This window comes from Bradyrhizobium sp. Pha-3, from assembly GCF_042258615.1.
Classification (GTDB): Bacteria; Pseudomonadota; Alphaproteobacteria; order Rhizobiales; family Xanthobacteraceae; genus Bradyrhizobium.
The window spans coordinates 2,435,116-2,455,012 of the sequence record NZ_CP170152.1 but is presented as its reverse complement, the minus strand read 5'-3'; the positions used below and the strand labels follow the sequence as shown (position 1 = coordinate 2,455,012).

20 protein-coding genes and 1 tRNA gene are annotated in these 19,897 nt (G+C 64.8%); 10 read left to right on the top strand and 11 right to left on the bottom strand.

Features of this window, described 5'->3' with window-relative positions; translation table 11 throughout:
- The first annotated feature begins 33 nt into the window (after positions 1-33).
- Entirely contained in the window at positions 34-1,191 is a 1,158-nt protein-coding gene (locus ACE10Z_RS11485) for a glutathionylspermidine synthase family protein (RefSeq protein ID WP_375788017.1), read from the top strand.
- A gap of 487 nt (positions 1,192-1,678) precedes the next feature.
- On the opposite strand, the gene ACE10Z_RS11480 is transcribed toward ACE10Z_RS11485, so the two are convergent.
- The 6 genes from ACE10Z_RS11480 to chpT all read right to left on the bottom strand — a co-directional run bounded on the left by ACE10Z_RS11480 (position 1,679) and on the right by chpT (position 8,259).
- A complete protein-coding gene (locus ACE10Z_RS11480; RefSeq protein ID WP_375788016.1) occupies positions 1,679-2,548 on the bottom strand; it encodes a CheR family methyltransferase in 870 nt (289 codons plus the stop codon).
- Positions 2,545-3,705: a chemotaxis response regulator protein-glutamate methylesterase gene (locus tag ACE10Z_RS11475; protein WP_375788015.1), complete on the bottom strand. Its 1,161-nt coding sequence runs from the start codon at positions 3,703-3,705 to the stop codon at positions 2,545-2,547. The genes ACE10Z_RS11480 and ACE10Z_RS11475 overlap by 4 nt, the downstream gene beginning before the upstream one ends.
- Positions 3,706-3,780: 75 nt before the next feature.
- Positions 3,781-4,146 carry a PleD family two-component system response regulator gene (locus ACE10Z_RS11470; protein WP_018273268.1) on the bottom strand — a complete coding sequence of 122 codons (366 nt, stop codon included), beginning with the start codon at positions 4,144-4,146 and terminating at the stop codon, positions 3,781-3,783.
- Between the two features lie 63 nt (positions 4,147-4,209).
- Positions 4,210-4,680, bottom strand: coding sequence for a chemotaxis protein CheW (locus ACE10Z_RS11465; protein ID WP_375788014.1), 471 nt, complete (start codon positions 4,678-4,680; stop codon positions 4,210-4,212).
- Positions 4,681-4,694: 14 nt separating this feature from the next.
- Entirely contained in the window at positions 4,695-7,409 is a 2,715-nt protein-coding gene (locus ACE10Z_RS11460) for a chemotaxis protein CheW (protein ID WP_375788013.1), read from the bottom strand.
- A gap of 202 nt (positions 7,410-7,611) precedes the next feature.
- Positions 7,612-8,259: a histidine phosphotransferase ChpT gene (gene chpT / locus ACE10Z_RS11455; protein WP_375788012.1), complete on the bottom strand. Its 648-nt coding sequence runs from the start codon at positions 8,257-8,259 to the stop codon at positions 7,612-7,614.
- Between the two features lie 240 nt (positions 8,260-8,499).
- On the opposite strand from chpT, the gene cysQ reads away from it, so the two are divergent.
- The gene (gene cysQ / locus ACE10Z_RS11450) at positions 8,500-9,327 is read left to right on the top strand and encodes a 3'(2'),5'-bisphosphate nucleotidase CysQ (RefSeq protein ID WP_375788011.1); all 828 of its coding nucleotides are present in this window, start codon (positions 8,500-8,502) and stop codon (positions 9,325-9,327) included.
- Here the strand turns inward: cysQ and ACE10Z_RS11445 are convergent, their stop codons facing one another.
- The gene (locus ACE10Z_RS11445) at positions 9,328-9,792 is read right to left on the bottom strand and encodes a YHS domain-containing (seleno)protein (protein ID WP_375788010.1); all 465 of its coding nucleotides are present in this window, start codon (positions 9,790-9,792) and stop codon (positions 9,328-9,330) included.
- A 153-nt stretch (positions 9,793-9,945) separates the two neighbouring features.
- Between ACE10Z_RS11445 and ACE10Z_RS11440 the strand changes: the two genes are divergently transcribed.
- The 5 genes from ACE10Z_RS11440 to ACE10Z_RS11420 all read left to right on the top strand — a co-directional run bounded on the left by ACE10Z_RS11440 (position 9,946) and on the right by ACE10Z_RS11420 (position 14,453).
- Positions 9,946-10,551, top strand: coding sequence for a DUF1134 domain-containing protein (locus tag ACE10Z_RS11440; protein ID WP_298366658.1), 606 nt, complete (start codon positions 9,946-9,948; stop codon positions 10,549-10,551).
- 142 nt (positions 10,552-10,693) lie between these two features.
- On the top strand, positions 10,694-11,989 hold the full coding sequence (locus ACE10Z_RS11435) for a hypothetical protein (protein WP_375788009.1): 1,296 nt from the start codon (positions 10,694-10,696) through the stop codon (positions 11,987-11,989).
- A 114-nt stretch (positions 11,990-12,103) separates the two neighbouring features.
- A tRNA-Val gene (locus ACE10Z_RS11430) sits at positions 12,104-12,178 on the top strand.
- A 355-nt stretch (positions 12,179-12,533) separates the two neighbouring features.
- A complete protein-coding gene (locus ACE10Z_RS11425) occupies positions 12,534-12,851 on the top strand; it encodes an addiction module antidote protein (RefSeq protein ID WP_375788008.1) in 318 nt (105 codons plus the stop codon).
- A 150-nt stretch (positions 12,852-13,001) separates the two neighbouring features.
- Positions 13,002-14,453 carry an amidase family protein gene (locus tag ACE10Z_RS11420; protein ID WP_375788007.1) on the top strand — a complete coding sequence of 484 codons (1,452 nt, stop codon included), beginning with the start codon at positions 13,002-13,004 and terminating at the stop codon, positions 14,451-14,453.
- A 131-nt stretch (positions 14,454-14,584) separates the two neighbouring features.
- Here the strand turns inward: ACE10Z_RS11420 and ACE10Z_RS11415 are convergent, their stop codons facing one another.
- Positions 14,585-14,887: a hypothetical protein gene (locus ACE10Z_RS11415; protein ID WP_375788006.1), complete on the bottom strand. Its 303-nt coding sequence runs from the start codon at positions 14,885-14,887 to the stop codon at positions 14,585-14,587.
- 180 nt (positions 14,888-15,067) lie between these two features.
- Here ACE10Z_RS11415 and ACE10Z_RS11410 point away from each other — a divergent pair, with 180 nt between their 5' ends.
- On the top strand, positions 15,068-15,439 hold the full coding sequence (locus ACE10Z_RS11410) for a DUF4118 domain-containing protein (protein WP_097677242.1): 372 nt from the start codon (positions 15,068-15,070) through the stop codon (positions 15,437-15,439).
- A 69-nt stretch (positions 15,440-15,508) separates the two neighbouring features.
- Here the strand turns inward: ACE10Z_RS11410 and ACE10Z_RS11405 are convergent, their stop codons facing one another.
- On the bottom strand, positions 15,509-15,649 hold the full coding sequence (locus tag ACE10Z_RS11405; RefSeq protein ID WP_171947715.1) for a hypothetical protein: 141 nt from the start codon (positions 15,647-15,649) through the stop codon (positions 15,509-15,511).
- Positions 15,650-15,830: 181 nt separating this feature from the next.
- Here ACE10Z_RS11405 and ACE10Z_RS11400 point away from each other — a divergent pair, with 181 nt between their 5' ends.
- Complete coding sequence (locus ACE10Z_RS11400; protein ID WP_375788005.1) at positions 15,831-16,067, top strand: hypothetical protein; 237 nt, start codon at positions 15,831-15,833, stop codon at positions 16,065-16,067.
- A gap of 609 nt (positions 16,068-16,676) precedes the next feature.
- Here ACE10Z_RS11400 and ACE10Z_RS11395 read toward each other — a convergent pair.
- Entirely contained in the window at positions 16,677-17,213 is a 537-nt protein-coding gene (locus ACE10Z_RS11395; RefSeq protein WP_375788004.1) for a hypothetical protein, read from the bottom strand.
- Between the two features lie 103 nt (positions 17,214-17,316).
- Positions 17,317-18,864 carry an acetolactate synthase large subunit gene (locus tag ACE10Z_RS11390; protein WP_375788003.1) on the bottom strand — a complete coding sequence of 516 codons (1,548 nt, stop codon included), beginning with the start codon at positions 18,862-18,864 and terminating at the stop codon, positions 17,317-17,319.
- 388 nt (positions 18,865-19,252) lie between these two features.
- Between ACE10Z_RS11390 and ACE10Z_RS11385 the strand changes: the two genes are divergently transcribed.
- Positions 19,253-19,825, top strand: a complete 573-nt coding sequence (locus ACE10Z_RS11385) for a L,D-transpeptidase (RefSeq protein ID WP_375788002.1) — start codon at positions 19,253-19,255, stop codon at positions 19,823-19,825.
- The last annotated feature ends 72 nt before the right edge of the window (positions 19,826-19,897 follow it).

Sequence of the window (19,897 nt, the reverse complement as noted above, 5' to 3'; positions counted from 1 at the left end):
GACGCGCATCGTCTGAAGATCACGGATCCCTTCATGCAACGCATCGCATGTTCCGAGCGCGACGATTGGCAGGCAACTGCCGAAAGCGCCGGCTTCACCTTCCACACCATCGACGGCGAACGTTACTGGGACGAGCGCGCCTATTACGCCTTCACGCTCGACGAGATCGAGCGCGATATCGAGGCGCCGACCGGCGAGATCGACGCGATGTGCCTCGAGCTCGCCGGACGCGCGGTCAAGGATGAACAATATCTGCGCCGGCTGAAGATACCGGAAGCGTTCTGGGACCTGATCGCGGCGAGCTGGCGGCGCGAGGACCCGAGCCTCTACGGCCGGCTCGACCTCAAATTCAGCGGCGGCGGCCCGGCCAAGCTGCTCGAATACAATGCCGACACACCGACCTCGATCTTCGAGGCCGCGGTGTTTCAATGGACCTGGCTCGAACAGGCGATCGAACGCAACATCATCCCGAAGCGCGCCGACCAGTTCAACTCGATCCACGAGGCGCTGATCGAGGCCTGGAAGACGATCGGCGCGACCCAGCCGCTGCATCTCACCGGGCTGACCGGCAATGCCGAGGATGCCGGCACGCTCGCCTATCTCGAGGACACCGCGGCGCAGGCCGGGCTGAAGACCACGCTGCTCGACATCGAACAGATCGGACTGCGCAGTGACGGCCAGTTCGTCGACCTCGACGAAAGCCCGATCGCGCTCGCCTTCAAGCTCTATCCATGGGAATGGATGTTCCACGATGCGTTCGGCAAGAACCTCAGCTCGGCGCCGACGCAATGGATCGAGCCGCCCTGGAAGGCGATCCTGTCCAACAAGGGCATCCTGCCGCTGTTGTGGGAGCTGTTCCCGAACCACCCCAATTTGCTGCCGGCCTATTTCGAGGACGACCCGCAGGCCGCGCAGCTCGGCACCTCGTTCGTGCGCAAGCCGATCTATTCGCGCGAAGGCGCCAATGTCGAGCTGGTCAGCGCCGGCATCACGCTGGTCGCGGAAGAAGGTCCCTACGGCGCCGAGGGCTTCATCCGGCAGGCCCTCGCGCCGCTGCCGAATTTCTCCGGGCAGTACCCCGTGCTCGGAAGCTGGCTGGTCGACCACACGCCCTGCGGGCTCTCGATCCGCGAGGACGAGAACCCGATAACCGGCAACGCATCGCGCTTCCTGCCGCACGCGATTTTGTAGCTCAGACTCGATGAGACGATCATAGCCCTTGCACCGTCATCCTGAGGAGCCGCGCAGCGGCGTCTCGAAGGATCGACGGCCCGGCCGGTGGCCGTTCATCCTTCGAGACGCGCTACGCGCTCCTCAGGATGACGGTATTGGCAGTATCGCGCTGCCAATTCGGAAGATCCAGCTCACCGCGCCGCGGACGCGACCGCCTTCAGCACATGCGCGGCGCCGGCGCGCGCGACTGGAGCGGTGCTGGGCTGATAGCCCGCGCCGGTCGGGGTAGGGCCTGAACAGATCACCGGCAACACCTCGCGCTTCCTGCCGCACGCGATTTTGTGAGGACGTCGAGAATCTTTGTCCCGTCATCCTGAGGAGCCGCGCAGCGGCGTCTCGAAGGATCGACGGCCCGGCCGGTGGCCGTTCATCCTTCGAGACGCGCTACGCGCTCCTCAGGATGACGGTATTGGCAGTATCGCGCTGCCAATTCGGAAGATCCAGCTCAACGCGCAGCCGACGCGACCGCCTTCAGCACATGCGCGGCGCCGGCGCGCGCGACTGGCGCGGTGCTGGGCTGATAGAGCCCGCGACGGTCCGGATAGGGCCTGAACAAATTGGTGATGCCGACCACGGATTCAGCCGCGCCAAGCGCCAGCACGCCGTCGGTCTCGAGCATCCGGGAGATCTTGCCGAAGATGCCTGCCTTGGTCTGCTGATCGAAATAGATCAGCACGTTGCGGCAGAAGATCACGTCGAAGGTGCCGAGATGCGAAATGTCCTGCAGCAGATTGAGCTGGCGATGCTGCACCATGCCGCGGATATCGGCGTTGAGCTGCCAGAGCTCGCCCTTCTGCACGAAGTGCTTGACCAGCAGCTGGATCGGCAGGCCGCGCTGCACCTCGAACTGGCTGAACAGGCCGGCCTTCGACTTTTCCAGCACCGCCTGCGACAGGTCGGTGGCGATGATCTCGATGCGCCAGCCGGCGAACAGCGCGGTCATTTCCTTCAGCAGCATCGCGATCGAATAGGGCTCCTGCCCGGTCGACGAGGCCGCGCACCAGACGCGCAAGCTGCGCCGCGCGGCACGGGCCTGCGCCAGCGCCGGCAGCACCGCTTCCTTGAGATGATCGAACGGGATCTTGTCGCGAAAGAAGAAGGTCTCGTTGGTGGTCATCGCCTCGACCACCTCCGACGTCAGCACCTCGGCGCCGGCCTTCATTTTCTGGACGAGCTCGGGAATGCCGGCAAGATTCGACCGGCGCGCCAAGGGCAGCAGGCGGCTCTCGACGAGATATTGCTTGTCGGCCGACAGATCGAGGCCGGAACGTTCCTTCAGCAGCTTACGCAGATACTCGTAGTCCAGCGGCGTCACGAACGGTCTCCCGCAAACACGCGAACAAGCTTCGGTGCGATCTGATTGAGCGGCAGCACGGCCGCGCAGATGCCGGCATTGACCGCCGCACCAGGCATGCCCCACACCACGCTGCTCGCTTCATCCTGGGCGATCACGCTGCCGCCGGCGGCGACGATGTCCTTGCCGCCGCGCATGCCGTCGGAGCCCATGCCGGTCAGGATCACCGACATGATGCTGCCCTGCCAGACATCGATCGCGGAGGTGAACATCGGATCGACCGCAGGCTTGCAGAAATTGACCGGCGGCCCGTCGTCGAGCGCGATCGTGGCATCGATGCCGTGGCGGGCGATCCGCATGTGGCGTCCGCCCGGCGCCAGATAGATCTGACCCGGCCTGATGCTCTCGCCGTCGACCCCCTCATGCGCCGGCCGCTTGCTGGTGCGCGCCAGATGCTCGGCGAGAATGGTGGTGAAGGTCGGTGGCATGTGCTGGGTGATCAGCACCGGGACGCGATCGATCACAGGGCCGATCTCTGCGACCAGCGACATCAGCGCCTGCGGGCCGCCGGTGGAGGAGCCGATCAGCAGCACCTTCGGCTGCAGCAGGCCGAACGAGCGGCGCACGACCTGCGCGGGTGCTGCGGCGGGGGCCAGCCCCGTGCGCGGCTTGTCGTGCCCCGGCGCGAGCGGCGGGCTCGCCGTCGTATGGACCGGGCTGCGCCGCGCCTTGGCGCCGAGATGACGGATCTTCTGGATCAGGTCGTGACGAAAGGTTTCCGCAGCGGTCGCCTCGCGCGTGCTCTCCGGCTTCGGAATGTAGTCGGACGCGCCGAGCGAGAGCGCCTTCAGGCTGATCTCCGCGTTGCGGCGGGTCAGCGTCGAGGCCATGATGATGACGAGGTCGCGCTTCTTCGCCAGCAGCTGCGGCAGCGCCGAGATGCCGTCGAGGTCGGGCATCTCGATATCGAGCACCGCAATGTCGGGGTTGAAGCGCTCGAGCTGGTTGACGGCATCGAGGCCGGTGCGCAGCGAGGCCACGACCTCCATGTCGGGCTCGGCGCCGATCCAGCGCGAGATCATCCCTCGGATGACCACGGAATCGTCAACGACCATCACCCGCACCTTGTCGGAACGGGTCGATGTCGGGACCGCAGTACTTGTCAACGCAACACTCATGACTTCACCAGCGACGCAACACGACGCACAACAACCGTTGAGCCGAAGGCTTCTGCCGCCGGATCGAACGTAGAGTTAAATCAAGCCGACTTCCTGGAACTTCGCAGTGACGATGTCCCGGTCGAACGGCTTCATGATGTATTCGTTGGCACCGGCATGCAGCGCGCGTGCGATATGCGCGACGTCATTTTCGGTGGTGCAGAACACGACCTTGGGCTGATCGCCGCCGGGCATGCGGCGGAGATTGCCGAGGAACTCGTAGCCGTCCATCACCGGCATGTTCCAGTCGAGCAGCACGGCCTCGGGCATCGCGCGCTTGCAGGCCTCGAGCGCCTTGGCGCCGTCCTCGGCCTCGACGATCTGGAAATCGAGCCCTTCCAGGATACGGCGGGCAACCTTGCGAATGACGCTTGAGTCATCGACAACAAGACACGTTCTCATCTGCGACCTCTACTTCCTCATCCCCGGTGGGATGTTTCAGTTCTTCGATTCTGTCGGCCCGTCTCAGGCCGCTTTGGCATCAGGCACCAGTTCGAGCACGCGATCGATATCGAGGACGACCATGAGCTGTCCGTCGAGGCGGTGAACACCGCCGGCGAGCCTGGCCATGCGGGGGTCGAGGTTGACCGGGTTGTCCTCGCGGCCGTCGTTGGGCAACCGCAGCACCTCGCCGATCTGGTCGATCAAGAGGCCATAGGATTCGCCGCGCTGGTCGACGCCGACCGCCATCGGCGGCGTGCCGTCGTCGGCCTTCGGCAGGCCAAGCCGGGCGCGCATGTCGATCACGGTGACGATGCGGCCGCGCAGATTGAGCACGCCGGCGATCTCGCTGGAGGCCAGCGGTACCCGCGTCAGCCGCTCCGGCATGAACACGTCCTGCACCCGCGAGATCGGTAGGCCGAACAGCTGGCCGCCGATCACGGCGGTGACGTATTCGGCCATCGCGCCTTCACTGGTCTCGGTCTTGCTGGTCATCACTCTCGTTTCCTCTAAGCGGCGCGGCGCAGTTCGGCGGTCTGCTCTTTCAGCGCCGCGATCAGCCCGGGACGGTCGAACTTGGCGACATAGTCGTGGAAGCCGGCCTGCCGGCCGCGCTCGATCGCCGCCGGCGACACCATCGCCGACAGCGCGATGATCGGCAGCCCGATGAGGTTGTGGTCGCTCCGGATGTTCTCGGCGAACTCAAAGCCGTTCATCTCGGGCATCTCGATGTCGGTCAGCACGACGTCGAAGGCCTGCCCCGAGCGCAGCGCCGCGAGCCCTTCCTGCGCGCCTCCCGCGGTCCGCACCTTGTAGCCGGCGGCCTTCAGCACCGGCGCCAGCATGTTGCGGAAGAACGCTGAGTCATCGACCAGCAGCACCGACTGCGCCGAAGCCGACGGGCGCATCTCCTTGCGCGAGAACCAGTCGGCAAACGCCATCGGCAGGAAGTGGCCGACGTCGATCACCTCGGTGGCCTGGCCCTTGATCACGGCCGAACCCAAAATGCCGTCCTGGGAGCCCGCGACCTCGATGTTGAGTCGCTCCTCGACGATGTCGATGATCTCGTCGACCACGAGCCCCATCGAGCGGCCGTCGTCGGCGAACACCAGGATCGGCTGCGCGCCTTGCGTCTGCACCTCGACGCCTATCATCTGCACCAGCGGCATCAGCTGCTCGCGGTACTGCACCATGTAGCGGCCGTTCGAGAGCTCGATCTTGTCGGTTGCGATCTCCTCCAGCCGCGTGACGAGGCCGAGCGGCACCGCCTTGGGCTGGCTCGAGCCGGCGCGGAACACCAGCAGCGAGGTGAGCTGCTCGCCGCTCGAGGCATGCGCCGCGGCATTGTCGTCGGCCATGTCATGGGCCGAGGAGCCGGACGCGCCGAGCGCCTTGGCGATCCCGTTGGGGTCGATGATCATGATCACGGCGCCATCGCCCAGAATGGTGTTGCCGGAGAACATGTCGATGTGCCGCAGTTTCGTGGACATCGGCTTGACCACGATCTCCTCGGTGTGGAACACGCCGTCGACCACGATACCGAAGGTCTGGCTGCCCACTTGAGTGACCACGATGAAGCCGTTCTCGGCATCGCTGGTGGTCGCGCCATCGTCGATCTTGAGCAGCTTCTTCAGATGGATCAGCGGCAGCAGCTTGTTGCGCAGCCGCAGCACCGCGGTGTCCTTGATCCGCTCGATGCGGTGCTCGGAGTTGGCGCGCGCGCGCACCAGCTCGACCACGGACAATTGGGGAATTGCAAAGCGGTCGCCGCCGGCTTCCACGATCAAGGCGGAGACGATCGCCAAGGTCAGCGGGATCTTGATGGTGACCGAGGCGCCCTCGCCGGCCACGCTCTTGATGTCGATGGTGCCGCCGATCTGGTCGATATTGGTGCGCACCACGTCCATGCCGACGCCGCGGCCGGACACCGAGGTCACTTGCGCGGCGGTCGAGAAGCCCGGCGCGAAGATGAACTTGTGGATCTGGGCCTCGGTCATCTTCTCCAGTTCAGCCTCGGTGACGAGACCGTTCTGGAGCGCCTTGGCCTTGATCCGCTCGGTGTTGAGCCCGCGGCCATTGTCGGCGATGCAGATGATGATGTGGCCGCCCTCGTGATAGGCGGACAGGCGAATGGTGCCCTGCTCGGGCTTGCCGCTAGCGACCCGCTCGGCGGTGGTCTCCAGGCCATGATCGGCGGAGTTGCGCACCATGTGCGTCAACGGATCCTTGATCAGGTCGAGCACCTGGCGGTCGAGCTCGGTGTCGGCGCCGTGCATCTCGAGCTCGATCTGCTTGCCGAGTTCGCCGGAGAGATCTCGGACGATGCGCGGCAGCTTCTGCCAGGCATTGCCGATCGGCTGCATGCGCGTCTTCATGACGCCTTCCTGCAGCTCGGCGGTGACGTTGGAGAGCCGCTGCAGCGGCACCTTGAACTCGGTGTCCTCGTTGCGGCGTGAGATCTCCAAAAGCTGGTTGCGGGTCAGCACCAGCTCGGAGACCATGGTCATGAGGTGTTCGAGGGTGTCGACGTTGACCCGGATCGACTGGTTGGCGATCTTGTCGCCCTCCTGGACAGCATCCTCGGCGGCGGCCTTGCGGGCCGGCTTCTTTGCAGCCTCGGCCGGCTCGGCTGCGGGCTTCGCGACCGGCGCGGGCGCAGGCGCTGCGACTTCAATGTCGGTCTCGCGGAAGGCGCGCTCGAGCTCGTCGAGCGAGACCTCGCCCGGGCGCAGCGGACGCTCCAGCGTCTGCACCACCAGCGTGCCTTCGCTCATCGCTGCCTGCACGGATGGAGATTCAACGACAGGCATGTCTTCAGCAGCAGCCTCACCGGCAGCCATGGCGGCCATGCCGTGCTCGACCATCGCTTCCAGCTGATCGATCAGGTCGCGGTCGTTGCCTTCGGGCTCGGCCTCGGTCGCCTCGAGCCCGCCAAGGATCTCCTTGATGCGGTCGATCGAGGACAGGATCAGCGTCACGGCTTCCGCCTTCACCGGCATGCCGTCGCGGAATTTGCCCATCAGGGTCTCGCCGGCATGCGCCAGCGCTTCCAGCCGCGGCAGCCCGAGGAAGCCGCAGGTCCCCTTGATCGTGTGCACAAGCCGGAAAATATTATCCAGGATCTTCGCGTTGTTCGGATCCTGCTCGAACTGCACCAGCTGGTTGTCGACCGTATCCAGGCTCTCGCTGCTCTCCGTCAGGAACTCGCGCAACAGATCGTCCATGAAACCAACCTTCGAAAAACGCCGAAAACGCTGCGGCGCGCGACATCAACGCGCCGGCCGGAACTTAGGTCAGCTTCTCCGCAAAGCGTTTAAGTTTGGTTGAGTAATTGGAAAAGAACGGGATCAACAAAGAGATAAGGCCGCACGATCGAATCGCGCGGCCGTTCGTAACCTTTGCTTAATGATGTTCCGGCGGCCGCGGTCAGGACGCCAAGATGATGACCTTGTCGCCGTCGAGCGTGAGCGTCACTTTCAACCCGCAGGCCTCAGCCAGCAGGCGCGTGTAATGCGGCTGCACGGCATGCGCATCGACCGTGTTCGACGAGCTTGCATTGAGCAGGTCGACGATGTTCTGCGGCACCCGCGCATTGAGGCCCGCGGCCAGGATGCGGAAGCTCATCGTCTCACCCTCGCCGACCGGATCGATGGCGAGCGTGCCGCCGCGCGGGATGGTCTGCTGCGCGATGACCAGCATGTTCAACAGCAGCTTGACCCGGTTCTTGGGCAGCAGCAGCCGCGGCAAGTTCCAGGTCAGCGTCACCTTGCCGTCCTCGATATGCCCCTTCGCCATGTTCTGGGCATCGCCGAGGTCGATCTGCGCGCCGGAGGAACCCGCGGCTCCGAACGCCAGCCGGCAGAACTGCAGCCGCGCCGAAGCGGTCTTGGCGCTCTTGCGGATCAGATCGAGCGCGAAGTCGCGGTCTTCGGGCTTGGGATTGTCGTCAAGCACCTCAAGCCCATTGACGATCGCGCCGACCGGACTGATGAGATCGTGACAGACCCGCGAGCACAGCAGCGCCGCGAGTTCGAGTGCATCGGGAGCGGGACCGGGAGACGAAGTGCCAGACATCAATTGTTTCCTGGAAAGCCGCACGCCGCGGGAGGAGTGCGAATCACGCATGCCAGTGGGCTTGATACACCGCGCAGACGGATGCTGCCAGCTTGCGGCGGGACTGATAAAGCATGATCCGGAAAAGTGGAAACCGGTTTTCCGAAAAGATCATGCTCAAACAAGGGGATGAGATCGCGATGCGATGCCTTGCATCGCATTGCGATCTCAGGGAACACAAACAGGATATGAGACCCGCCCATGAATAAGGCACAGCCGTCCCTGATCGGCTGCGAGGCCGCCGCCACGCTGCTCGAATCGCTGACCGAACTGGTGATCCAGGCCGGCGAGGCGATTCTTGCGGTCAACCGATCCGCCATGAACGTGACAGGCAAAAGTGACGGATCGCCGGTCACGGAGGCCGATCTCGCCGCCGACCACATCATCGTCGAAGGGCTGACGCGGCTGACGCCACATGTGTCGCTGCTGTCGGAGGAGCGCGTCCAACTGGCGACGCCGCCCTACAAGGACAGTTTCTTCCTGATCGATCCACTCGACGGCACCAAGGAGTTCGTCGCCGGCCGCAACGAGTTCACCGTCAACGTGGCGCTGGTCACGCAAGGCGTGCCGCTGCTCGGCATCGTCGGTGCGCCCGCGCTGGGGCTGATCTGGCGCGGCATCGTCGGCAAGGGCGCCGAGCGATTGACATTGCAGGGCGGCGCGGTTTCGCAGGCGGTGCCGATCAAGAGCCGTCCCTGCCCGCCACGCGGCGCGCCCTGGACCGTCGCGGTCAGCCGCTCACACGGCGATGCGCGCACCGAAGCCTTCATCGACGAACGCGGCGGCGCGGTGCGCGCCGTGCTGGGCTCGGCCGTCAAGTTCGGCCGTGTCGCCGAGGGCGAGGTCGATATCTATCCCCGCCTCTCGCCGACGTCCGAATGGGACGTGGCGGCCGGTCACGCGGTGGTCGTTGCGGCCGGCGGCAAGGTCACCGATTCGAAGGGGCGCCAATTGCATTTCGGGCTCGGCCGCGAAGACTTTCTGGTGCCCGAATTCATTGCGTGGGGCGACCCGTCCGCGGCGGCGTGATTATTGCGCGAGGCTTTCTTCCAGCTCCCCCCAGCGCGCCGCAGCTTCCTTCAGGAAGCGCGCGGGGTCGGCGGCGAAGGTGTCGCGGCTGTGTTCCCGGTTGAACAGATAAAGCCTGTTCCCGACGACAGCCCAGAAGCGCGGATTGCCCGCGCATGTCACGCCCCGCACCAGGTCGGTCGGATCGTAGCCGCCGAACTGCGGGCCATAGATTTCAGGATGCGCCACGAACGAGGCGCGGTTGCCTTCGTTGCGGAAACGCCAGACCGCGCCGCTGTCGGCGGCCTCGAATTCCGGCCGTCCCTGGGTGGCGGCGGCGTCGGTGAAATAGGCGACGGGATCGAATCCCTCGATCGCGAGGCCAGAGTAGCGGTTCGTCACCACGCGCTCGGTCGTCGTGGCCTGAACAGGCAGAGAGGGCCAGATGGCCGCCAAAATGCCCGCCAACAGGCCGAAAAACGCCATGCCCCGGCACGATCCATATCTTTCCTGCCGTTGTGCCGTCATAGTTGATACCGATAACATCCGAGTCGAGGGGACACTGGGCGCAACCTAGAGCCGTGCCTGTTGGCATCAGGTTAAAGGGCAACGCCCGGATTTCGATAGCAGGGGTTCTTAATGACTTTCGCATCACGCCTTGCCGCGGTCGCGTTTGCCGCGCTGATGTGCTGGAGCGCAGGGGCGTCCGCGCAGCAGCCCCCACCGCCGCAATATCCACCGCCGCAGCGTGAGCAGACCCCGTATACTTACGGGCCAGATGAACTGGTCGGCGCCGGACACAAATTCTTCGGCAACGTCTCGCGCGGGCTCGCCTCGGTGATCGAGCGCGCGGTCAGCCAATGGGGCCTGCCCAACGGCTACGTGCTCGGTGAGGAAGGCTCCGGCGCTTTCGTGGCCGGGCTGCGCTATGGCGAAGGCACGCTCTACACCAAGAACGCCGGCGACCTGCGGGTCTATTGGCAGGGTCCCTCGGTCGGCTTCGACTGGGGCGGCGACGGCGCCCGGACCATGACGCTGGTCTACAACCTGCCCTCGACGCAGGCGATCTATCAGCGCTTCGTCGGCATCGACGGCTCGGCCTATATCGTCGGCGGCTTCGGCATGACGGCGCTGACCGCCAACAACATCGTGCTGGTCCCGATTCGCTCGGGCATCGGCTTGCGGCTCGGCGCCAGCGTCGGCTATCTCAAATTCACCCCGCGCGCGACCTGGAACCCGTTCTAGGTCGCTGCGCCGATCGGGTGATTGTGCCGGGCGCTCCGGAACGGTTAGCGATTCAGGTTAACGCGGCAAACGGGCTGGCCTTTGGCCGGCCCGCCGTGGCATTGTGATTAACAAATTCCTGCTTTCTTTGGAGTGACCCTTCATGATCGAGCCGATCATGTACGCGGCGATCGGTTTCCTGATCTCGATGCTGTGTGGCCTGATGATCGTTCCGCTGGTGCATAACCGGGCGGTGCGGCTGACCACGCGCCGCATGGAGGCGGCGACCCCGCTGTCGATGGCCGAGATCCAGGCCGACAAGGACCAGCTCCGCGCCGAATTCGCGATGTCGGCCCGCCGGCTCGAGATGAGCGTCGACCAGCTCAAGAGCAAGACCACGAGCCAGCTCGCCGAGCTCGGCAAGAAGACCGATGCGATCAACCGCATGAAGATCGAGCTGGGCGAGAAGAACGCCGCCATCTTCGCGCTGGAAGCGCGCGAGAAGGCGATGAAGGAGCAGCTTCGCGCCACCGAGGAAGAGTTTTCCGCCAAGACCGAGCTGTTGCGCAACGCCGAGCAGGCGCTGACCGACAAGCAGGGCGAGCTTGGCAAGATCAACGCCGAGCTCAGCGACCGCTCGATGACGGCGGACAGCCGCCAGGTCGAACTGGTCGCGGTGCGGACCCAGGTCGAGGAATTGAAGAACCGCGTCGGCGATGCCGCCAGGGAGTTCGCGGCGACCGAGGCCCGCCTCGCCCAGGAGCGCAACCAGTCGGAGACCGCGACGCGCGAGCTCACCGACGCGCGCGGCCGGGTCGAGAATCTGAGCCAGCGGGTCACCGATCTCGACCGCCAGCTGATCGTCCAGGTCAAGGAAGCCGAGATGCTCGGCAACCGCGTCACCGACCTCGAGACCCGGCTTGCGACCCAGGGCAAACTGCTTGCCGAGCGTGAGTTCGAGAACGGCCAGCTCAAGCAGGCCAACGCCGCCGCCGAGCGGACCGTGCAGGAGCTGCGCGAGGAGATCGCGGCGACGAGCGGCGGCAAATCGTCGGTGCTCGAGAGGCTGCGTCAGGAGAAGGCGGCGATCGAGGAGCAGCTGCGCATCGCCCGCGACGATCGCGGCAAGCTGCAGCGCGACATCAACGCGATCCAGCAGCAGGCCGAGAGCTCCTGGGCGACCGAGCGGATGGAGAACGCGCTGCTGCGCGAGCGCATCAACGACATCGCCGCCGAGGTGGCCAAGCTCGCGATCCAGCTCGAGGGCCCCAATTCGGCGATCGAGGCGATGCTGGCGGCGGAGCCGACCGTGCCGGCCAAGGCGGCCGCCAAACCAGCCAACGGTGCCGCAAATGGCATCCCGCCGGGCAGCGGGATGCCCGAAGGCGGCGGCACACTCGCCGAGCGCATCCGTGCCCTGCAGTCACACGCTTCCCGCGCCCGTCAGCAAGGCGCCTGATTCCCGCAGGGTTTGGCTTGACACCCCTACCCGGCACTTCGTAAATCGCACGCTCTGACGAAGCGCCACTTTTCGACCGGCCGCCGACCAGCGGCCTTTGGCACGTCAGATCCCGGACGCATAGCTCAGCGGGAGAGCGTTCCCTTCACACGGGAGAGGTCCAAGGTTCGATCCCTTGTGCGTCCACCATTTCCCTTCCTGAACCGCCAAGTGCGGACGATTGTCGACATTCTGGCGCCCTTCGGGACCGCCTCATCAAAAATGTCGAAAACAACCCCATGCAAAGTAGCCGAGGCAAGTCGGATCAATGGGTTACGCCATTTCTGAACTTGATTGCGCCCGCGTTGCCCTCCAAAGCCAAGCTTGGGTGCATCTATGTCGGATTACGGCCAGAACGGGCATCGGGTCCGCAGTCTGGACTGGGAACTCGCACCGAACTGTAATCTATGGATTACAATCACTACATGATCGACGTTCGCGAAACGCCTGACTTCACCAACTGGCTTGCCGCGCTGGAAATCGCCGAGACATTGGAGGATTGAGGATGAAAGTCAGCAAGCTGAAGAAGTTCGATGCCACCGAACACCTTCGCACAGCGGAGGCGCGAGCTGAGTATCTGAACATTGTTCTCGCCGATGGCGATCCTGCAGAGGTTCGTGACGCCCTCAATCTCGTTGCCCGAGCACAAGGCATGAGCGAGGTTGCAAAGGCCGCTGGCGTGACCAGAGAGGGGCTTTACAAGACGCTTGGCGAGAATGGCAACCCGGAGTTCGCAACGATCCTGCGCATCATCGGGGCAATGGGAATCCGGCTTACGGCAAAACCGGCCAAGAGCAAGCCGAAGAAGAAAGCCGTGGCGTAGTGGCAAAGTCCGGCGGCAATGACGCTCGGCACAGGAGCGTGCGGCGGGAGAGGCATAAGTCCTACGTGCGGACAGACCTCGGGCTTGCCCGCGCCCCCGCGCACACCGATAGTGTGAACTGCCTCGGCAAGGAACATCGAGTGGGCACGCATGTCACAGACCCAAGTTCACTCGGGCGGAAATGACGAGTTCGCCAAGCTGGACGCTATCGCCCAAGCCGATCTGGTCCGATCTGGTCAGATCAGCACCAGCGAGCTTGTCGAAGCTGCTATCGCGCGGATCGAGGCGACTAACCCAGCGCTCAACGCTGTCACGCACAAACTCTATTCGCAAGCACGAGAGCGATCTGCAAGCGCAGCCCTGTCGGGTCCTTTCGCAGGCGTTCCGTTTCTGATCAAGGATGTACTGTCGGTGGCGGGCACGCCGAACACGTTTGGATGCCGCGCGCTCCGCAACTTCATCCCGCCGGTCAGTTCCCCGTACGCCCTCGCACTGGAGGCTGTCGGCTTGGTCACGGTCGGGCGCACAAACACGCCGGAGTTCGCCTTGATCGACGCGACCGAACCCAAACTCTTCGGTCCAACCCACAATCCGTGGGACCTCGCGCGCTCGCCCGGCGGATCTTCAGGGGGCGCCGGAGCGGCGGTCGCAGCCGGGATGACTCCCATGGCGCATGCCAGCGATGGGGGCGGATCAATCCGTCATCCCGCGTGCCACAACGGCGTCTTCGGCCTCAAGCCGAGCCGTGGCCGCAATCGAAGCGATGGCGCTCCACCCATGCCATTCGACTTGCCCGACGTCGCAGTCAATCATGTCCTTACCCGGTCGGTGCGCGATAGCGCGCTCATGCTTAGCCTCACGGAAGACCCGGACACCAAGCTCGGCCCGTTGGGGTTCGTGCGCGATCCGATCAGCAAACCGCTTCGCGTCGGTCTGATACAGGAGGGCTTCAGCGGCAACCGCCCTGCCACCGACGTGGACGACGCGCTGGTCTCCACTGCCCGACTTTGCGAGAGCCTGGGCCACCATGCGGAACCGACGGCGTGGCCATTCTCCGGCCCGGCAGCGATCGAAGCCTTCCTCGACGCATGGATGGTGCTGGCCGCCAGCGCAGTCCAAGCGACTTGCGCATGGATCGGATGCGACGCCGACACCGAACACTTTGAGCCCTGGACGCTGGGGCTCGCAAGCCGAGGGGCGGCGCTTTCGCCGGAGCGGATCGCTGGTGCGGTCGCTCAGCTGACGCAAGCCAGCCGAGCCTTGGACGCATTTTTTGAAGCCTACGATGTGCTGCTGTCGCCTGTGGCGCGTCATCCGGCGAAGCTTCTGGGCGAACACGCAACAGACCTGCCGTTCGACACTCTGTTCGAGCGCGCCGTCGATAATTCGGACTTCACCCCGCTGATCAACGCGGCGGGCATCCCGGCGATGAGCATTCCGCTGTACTGGAGCGCGAACAACCTGCCGATCGGCTCCCACTTCGCCGCGCGCGCAGGCGCGGAGGCCACGCTGTTCGGCCTGGCCTATCAGCTCGAGGCGGCGCGCCCCTGGGCGGATCGCTGGCCACCGGCGAGCTATCAGGAAGTTGCGCGCGTGGCTTAGGCCTTGAGAGGGGCGATGGCTGCGACAGCTACCGCCCTCGAGCCGAGTGACTTCGGGACAATCAGAACCGTCGGCAGCTGCTGCGATGCCGCGGCCATGCCGGCTCACTGCCGGCGGCGGTGTGGGGCGGATTACGGCCTGGCGGTGCGCCGGCCGAGTTCGCCGAGCAGGTCGCGAACCGCGCCGTCGAGTTCATCGGGAGGGGTGGCGTGATCGGCCTGTTGCGTGTGGGGAGGCCAGCGCCGACCGCGCACCGAGACGTCATCATTCGCGGCAAGCAGCGCCGCAGCGGTATCACCGTCCGGCGCCTGGCGCCGCGCGGCCCTGACCTGCGGCTGGGACCGCCGTCTGCGGCGCGAGATCAGCTCGCGCACGCCGTACCCCGATACGAACCCGATCCCGGTGACCAACACGACAATCAGCAATTCCAGCATTGTGTCGTCCCACCATCGCCCTGCCGCAATGCAATAAGCGCGACAATGCGGCAGTGGCTTGACCGGGCCGGTTCCTTTTCACTGTGCCGAGCACAACGCTGACCCTCGGAGTCCTACGGGGTTTTGTTTGCAGGCCTCCTCGGCTACCTTCCCGGGACTCGCGGAGGCCGGGACGTCTCGATGCGCAAGGGCAACGACTACATTCTGAAGCTGCGGCCTTGGTCGTTGTCGACGTTCGTCGTCGCCCTGCTGGCCGTGGTGCTCGCCACCGCAACGCAGGAGATGTTCGCGAGCTTCGGCATGCAGTTCTATTTCGCGGCCTTCGTGCCGGCGATCCTGATCGCCGGGCTGATGGGCGGCGCGCCGGCCGGCGCCTTTGCCACCATCATCACGGTGCCGATCGTGTGGTGGGTGTTCATGCCCCCCTATTTCGAGTTCGCCTGGCCGACGGCCGACGACTATGACAGCATCGCGACGTTCCTGCTGTCGAGCGCGCTCTTGCTCGGTTTTTCGCAGCTCTACCGGGAAGCGCTGGCCATTTTGCGGAAATAGTTGACCGGCGCAGGCCACGACGGCCCCGCCGGCGCTGGCAAGCCGATTGCCTGCACGGATCGTTCGCCCTCAGATCCCGAACATCCAGACCGCGACGATGGTGGCCAGTGTCGCCAGCCCGCTGATGGTCCAGCCCACCGTGTAGAAGGTATCCTCGGGGGCGGTGTCGAGCACCGTATTGGTGGTTTCCGTCATTGACCGCCAGCGCATGGCGTCTCTCCTCGGAACTCCTGCCCAGCGACATAACGCGGCTCGTGGTTCCCGGTTCCGCCCACCTCGCAGCGGCTGCGCCGTTCACGCACAGCTCACGGACTGCTGATCGGCGCCGCGGAACCTGCGACATTCTGTCCCGTTGAGGGGCGCCGGAAAACCAACTTGGGAGAACCATCCGATGCGAACACTGATCCTCGCCGTCACGGCGCTTGCTTTCGTCTCGTCCACTGCGCTCGCGCAGGACAAGGCCGCCAGCCCGGCCCCCGCGGCGCAAAGCGGCGACACGGCGACCAAGGGCGAGGCAACCAAGATGGCGCCGAAGAAGAAAGCCAAGAAGACCGCCAAGAAATCGAGCGCCAAGGGAGGCGCCAAGGCTGGCGCCGCCACGACCGGCGACGACGCGGCCAAGCAATAAACAGAAACAATCGCGGTAGCCGATCGCGAACCTGGCCATCACGGAAAAGGCCGCCCGCAGGCGGCCTTTTTGTTGCTGTCTCGGTGCGGATGCCGCCTCGCCCGTCGCGTCGCGATCAAATGCGCTGGCCGCCTGGGGCAGTGAACGTTGGAGCAGTGAGAACTGAACCAGAGAATTCAAGTGCGGGAGAGGGAGCGAAAGAGGCGCAGAGCCGGTAATCCGCACCGCCATCGGATCGTTCTGAAAAATGACCACCAGCTCCAGAAATTGCTCCACCTCCCGCACCTTCTGTTGTGACGCGCGTGCAGCGGCAACGCATGATCCAAACGGGCTATCACTGCGATGCAGAGCAAGATTCATCGCGATGGATATAAAGCATGATGAGATTAGGTTGAGCTGGTGCGGCATCGAAGGTTCACCTCTCCCTTGGGAGAGGTCGATTTGCGCAGCAAATCGGGTGAGGGGTTGCAGTCTATCGAGAGAGCGAGAGCCCTCACCCGGATTGCACTGGACGATGCTTCGCATCGCCAGGCGCAATCCGACCTCTCCCCAACGGGGAGAGGTGGACCGAAATCGCGGCAAGCCGCTTCAACCCAATCTCATCTGGCTTTAGTGCTGAGCGCCATCGTCGCGCCTGCCTGCGAGCCCGCTCTCGCGTATGCGCGCCGCAAACCAGCGCGACGTGGCGCTGTCGATGGCGCCGCCGGCATAGACTTCGGAAAAGCTCACGCCGTGCTGTCCGACGATCACCAGAACGCCCATCGCATAGGCAAACCAGACATTCGGATCGGTCAGCGCCTGCAGCTTGCGCTGGTCGTGCTCGAGCGGCTGGTGGTTGCTGTCCTTGCGCAGTTCGATGGCCAGGAGATTGTTCGGGATGTCGCGCTGATGCACGACGATATCGGGATAGATCGACTTGCCGAGATGGTCGTCGGTCGAACTCCCCGAGCCGCGCGGCAGCCGCAGCGTGCGCTCGCCGAGCCGATCATAGTTGCAGTCGACCTGCCAGCCGGGAAACTCCCGCTCGACATAGACAGCCAGCCGGTGAGTGAGCGTTCGCTCGCCGAGATCCCGCTCCAGCAGGAACGTCTCCTGCGCATAAAACTCCTGCACGGCGGCGATCACCTTGTTCAGCTCGGTCTGCATTGACGCCTCCGACTGGACGGGCCGCCGCCGCGGCCTTTGAAACGCACTCTAGTTGCGCATGATCTCGCCGGAAAACCGCTTCGCACTTTTCCGGATCATGCGCCTACATCTGCACTTCGATCAGCCGCGGGCCCGGCTCGGCGACGGCATTCGCCAGCGCCTTGTTGAACTCATCCGCTGATGTGACCGCCACCGCCGGCACGCCCATGCCCTTCGCGAGCGCGACGAAATCGAGCGTCGGCCGATCGATCTTCAGCATGTCCTGCGCCCGCTTGCCCGGCTCGCCGGCGCCGACGCCGTCGAACTCGCCGCGCAGGATCTGGTAGATCCGGTTGGCGAACACGATGGTGACGACGTTGAGCCCTTCGCGCGCCTGCGTCCACAACGACTGGATGGTGTACATCGCGCTGCCGTCGCCCACCATGCAGATCACTTTGCGGTCGGGACAGGCGACCGCGGCGCCGGTCGCGACCGGCGTCGAGAAGCCGATCGAGCCGCCCATGTTCTGCAGCCAGTCGTGCGGCGCGGCCGCCGCCGTCGGCGGGAAGAAGCCCCGGCCGGTGGTAACGGACTCATCGACCATGATGGCGTTCTCGGGGATCGCGCACGCGATCGCCTGCGCGATCGTGGCGTGGTTGAGCGCGCCGGTCGGCTTGACCAGCTCCTGGTGCTGCTGCGGCTTGACGTCCTGCGCCGTCGCATGCAGCGCATTGGCAAGCGCCCCGAGGGCTGCGACCGAATTCTCGCCCCAGGCGGTCATGCGATGCACCTCGCAGCCTTCCGCCTTCAGCATGCTCGGCTTGTTCGGATAGGCGAAGAACGCCACCGGATCGTTGGCCTCGACCAGCACGATGTGACGGAAATTCTTCAGGATCGGCAGCGCCTGCTCGATCACATAGGGGATGCGGTTGATCGAGAAGCGGCCGCGGCCGCGCGCCATGCGCGGGTGATAGGTCTGGCCCATCACGGTGCAGCCGGTCTTGCCGGCGATCCGCTCGGCGAGCGCCAAGCCCTGCTCGGTCAGCGCGCTGCCGGTGACGAGCAGCAGCGTGCGCGCGGCATCGCCGTGCAGGATTTTCGCCGCGGTGTCGACCGCCTGCGGCGAATAGCTCGGGCGCTGCGCATCCACAGGCACCTCGGCGATGCCGTCGGTCTCGTTCCAGGCGGTATCGGCCGGCAGGATCAGCGTTGCGATCTGGGGCGGCGCGCTCTTGGCCGCGGCGATCGCGGCCGCGCCATCGGCCGCCACCGACTTGGCGTCGGGCGATGTGCGCACCCAGGACGACATCGGCCGCGCGAGACCCTCGATATCGGAGGTCAGCGGCGCGTTGTAGCCGATGTGGTAGGTCGCGTGCTGACCCACGATGTTGACGATGCCGGAATGCGCCTTCTTGGCGTTGTGCAGATTGGCGAGGCCGTTGGCGAGACCGGGCCCGAGATGCAGCAGCGTCGAGGCCGGCGTGCCCTTCATGCGGAAATAGCCGTCGGCCGCACCGGTCACCACACCTTCGAACAGGCCGAGCACGCAGCGCATGCCGGGGACCTTGTCCAGTGCTGCGACGAAATGCATCTCCGAGGTGCCGGGATTGGTAAAGCAGACGTCCACGCCGCCCGCGACCAATGTCCGCACCAGACTTTCCGCACCGTTCATGCTCACGCTCCCGTTTCGAGATGTTCTTGAGGTCGCTGAGAGCATGATCCGATCCGATTAAATCGGATCATGCTCGTATCCTTTTGTTTGGTCGCGTTTTCTTCACGCGAACCGCTGCCCACTTCGCTTGAAAACGCTCCAGCTTTTGTTTGGTCGCGTTTTCTCGACGCGAACCGGTACCCCACTTCGCTTGAAAACGCTCCAGATCAACCATTCTTCATCCGCTTCGTCAAAGGTTTGGCGGGACAATGCAGGTATCGCTTCCGGTCTGTTGCCTTTTTAAACCGTGTTGTCGAAAATGGCTGATGTCACGGCTTCGTCGCTTGCGAAACGCTGGCGATTATGGCCTTTTTGGCTTCATATTTGATTGTTCGCGAGGACGACGACGATGCGCAAGATTGCCTTGATGTTTGCCGCGCTCACGATCCTGGCAGGTGCCGGCCAGGCCCAGGCCCAGTTCTTCGACTCCCGGGGCTACCAGTCAGACATCCCGAGCTTCTTCGGCGGTGGCGGCTCGAGCCCGATCCCGCGCACCACCGTCAACTACCCGACCAACTATGCCCCCGGCACCATCGTGGTGAACACCGCCGAGCGCCGGCTCTATCTGGTGCAGGCCAACGGCCAGGCGCTGCGCTACGGCATCGGCGTCGGCCGCGACGGCTTCCGCTGGAGCGGCGTGCACCGCATCTCCGCGAAGAAGGAATGGCCGTCCTGGACACCGCCCTCGGACATGCTGCGCCGGCGCCCCGATCTGCCGCGCCACATGGCCGGCGGCATCGAGAACCCGCTCGGCGCGCGCGCGATGTATCTCGGCTCGACGCTGTATCGCATCCACGGCTCGAACGAGCCGGAGACGATCGGCCAGGCGGTCTCGTCGGGCTGTTTCCGGATGACCAATGAGGACGTCAAGGACCTCTATGATCGCGTCTCGGTCGGCGCCACCGTCGTGGTGAAGAACTGATCGCTTCGACTTCGACGGAACCGGGCGCTTCCATCAGGTGAGATCGCCGATCGCACCTTGCGCTGCCGCAAA

Excerpts from the sequence above, each read along its gene's own strand:
- ACE10Z_RS11485 (WP_375788017.1), top strand. The coding sequence starts at position 34 with ATGCAACGCATCGCATGTTCCGAGCGCGACGATTGGCAGGCAACTGCC.
- ACE10Z_RS11460 (WP_375788013.1), bottom strand. The coding sequence starts at position 7,409 with ATGGACGATCTGTTGCGCGAGTTCCTGACGGAGAGCAGCGAGAGCCTG.
- ACE10Z_RS11445 (WP_375788010.1), bottom strand. The coding sequence starts at position 9,792 with ATGGCGTTTTTCGGCCTGTTGGCGGGCATTTTGGCGGCCATCTGGCCC.
- ACE10Z_RS11385 (WP_375788002.1), top strand. The coding sequence starts at position 19,253 with ATGCGCAAGATTGCCTTGATGTTTGCCGCGCTCACGATCCTGGCAGGT.
- ACE10Z_RS11470 (WP_018273268.1), bottom strand. The coding sequence starts at position 4,146 with ATGAGAACGTGTCTTGTTGTCGATGACTCAAGCGTCATTCGCAAGGTT.
- ACE10Z_RS11425 (WP_375788008.1), top strand. The coding sequence starts at position 12,534 with ATGAAAGTCAGCAAGCTGAAGAAGTTCGATGCCACCGAACACCTTCGC.
- ACE10Z_RS11440 (WP_298366658.1), top strand. The coding sequence starts at position 9,946 with ATGACTTTCGCATCACGCCTTGCCGCGGTCGCGTTTGCCGCGCTGATG.
- ACE10Z_RS11400 (WP_375788005.1), top strand. The coding sequence starts at position 15,831 with ATGCGAACACTGATCCTCGCCGTCACGGCGCTTGCTTTCGTCTCGTCC.
- ACE10Z_RS11415 (WP_375788006.1), bottom strand. The coding sequence starts at position 14,887 with ATGCTGGAATTGCTGATTGTCGTGTTGGTCACCGGGATCGGGTTCGTA.
- ACE10Z_RS11410 (WP_097677242.1), top strand. The coding sequence starts at position 15,068 with ATGCGCAAGGGCAACGACTACATTCTGAAGCTGCGGCCTTGGTCGTTG.
- ACE10Z_RS11390 (WP_375788003.1), bottom strand. The coding sequence starts at position 18,864 with ATGAACGGTGCGGAAAGTCTGGTGCGGACATTGGTCGCGGGCGGCGTG.
- chpT (WP_375788012.1), bottom strand. The coding sequence starts at position 8,259 with ATGTCTGGCACTTCGTCTCCCGGTCCCGCTCCCGATGCACTCGAACTC.
- ACE10Z_RS11435 (WP_375788009.1), top strand. The coding sequence starts at position 10,694 with ATGATCGAGCCGATCATGTACGCGGCGATCGGTTTCCTGATCTCGATG.
- ACE10Z_RS11475 (WP_375788015.1), bottom strand. The coding sequence starts at position 3,705 with ATGAGTGTTGCGTTGACAAGTACTGCGGTCCCGACATCGACCCGTTCC.
- ACE10Z_RS11395 (WP_375788004.1), bottom strand. The coding sequence starts at position 17,213 with ATGCAGACCGAGCTGAACAAGGTGATCGCCGCCGTGCAGGAGTTTTAT.
- cysQ (WP_375788011.1), top strand. The coding sequence starts at position 8,500 with ATGAATAAGGCACAGCCGTCCCTGATCGGCTGCGAGGCCGCCGCCACG.
- ACE10Z_RS11420 (WP_375788007.1), top strand. The coding sequence starts at position 13,002 with ATGTCACAGACCCAAGTTCACTCGGGCGGAAATGACGAGTTCGCCAAG.
- ACE10Z_RS11405 (WP_171947715.1), bottom strand. The coding sequence starts at position 15,649 with ATGCGCTGGCGGTCAATGACGGAAACCACCAATACGGTGCTCGACACC.
- ACE10Z_RS11465 (WP_375788014.1), bottom strand. The coding sequence starts at position 4,680 with ATGACCAGCAAGACCGAGACCAGTGAAGGCGCGATGGCCGAATACGTC.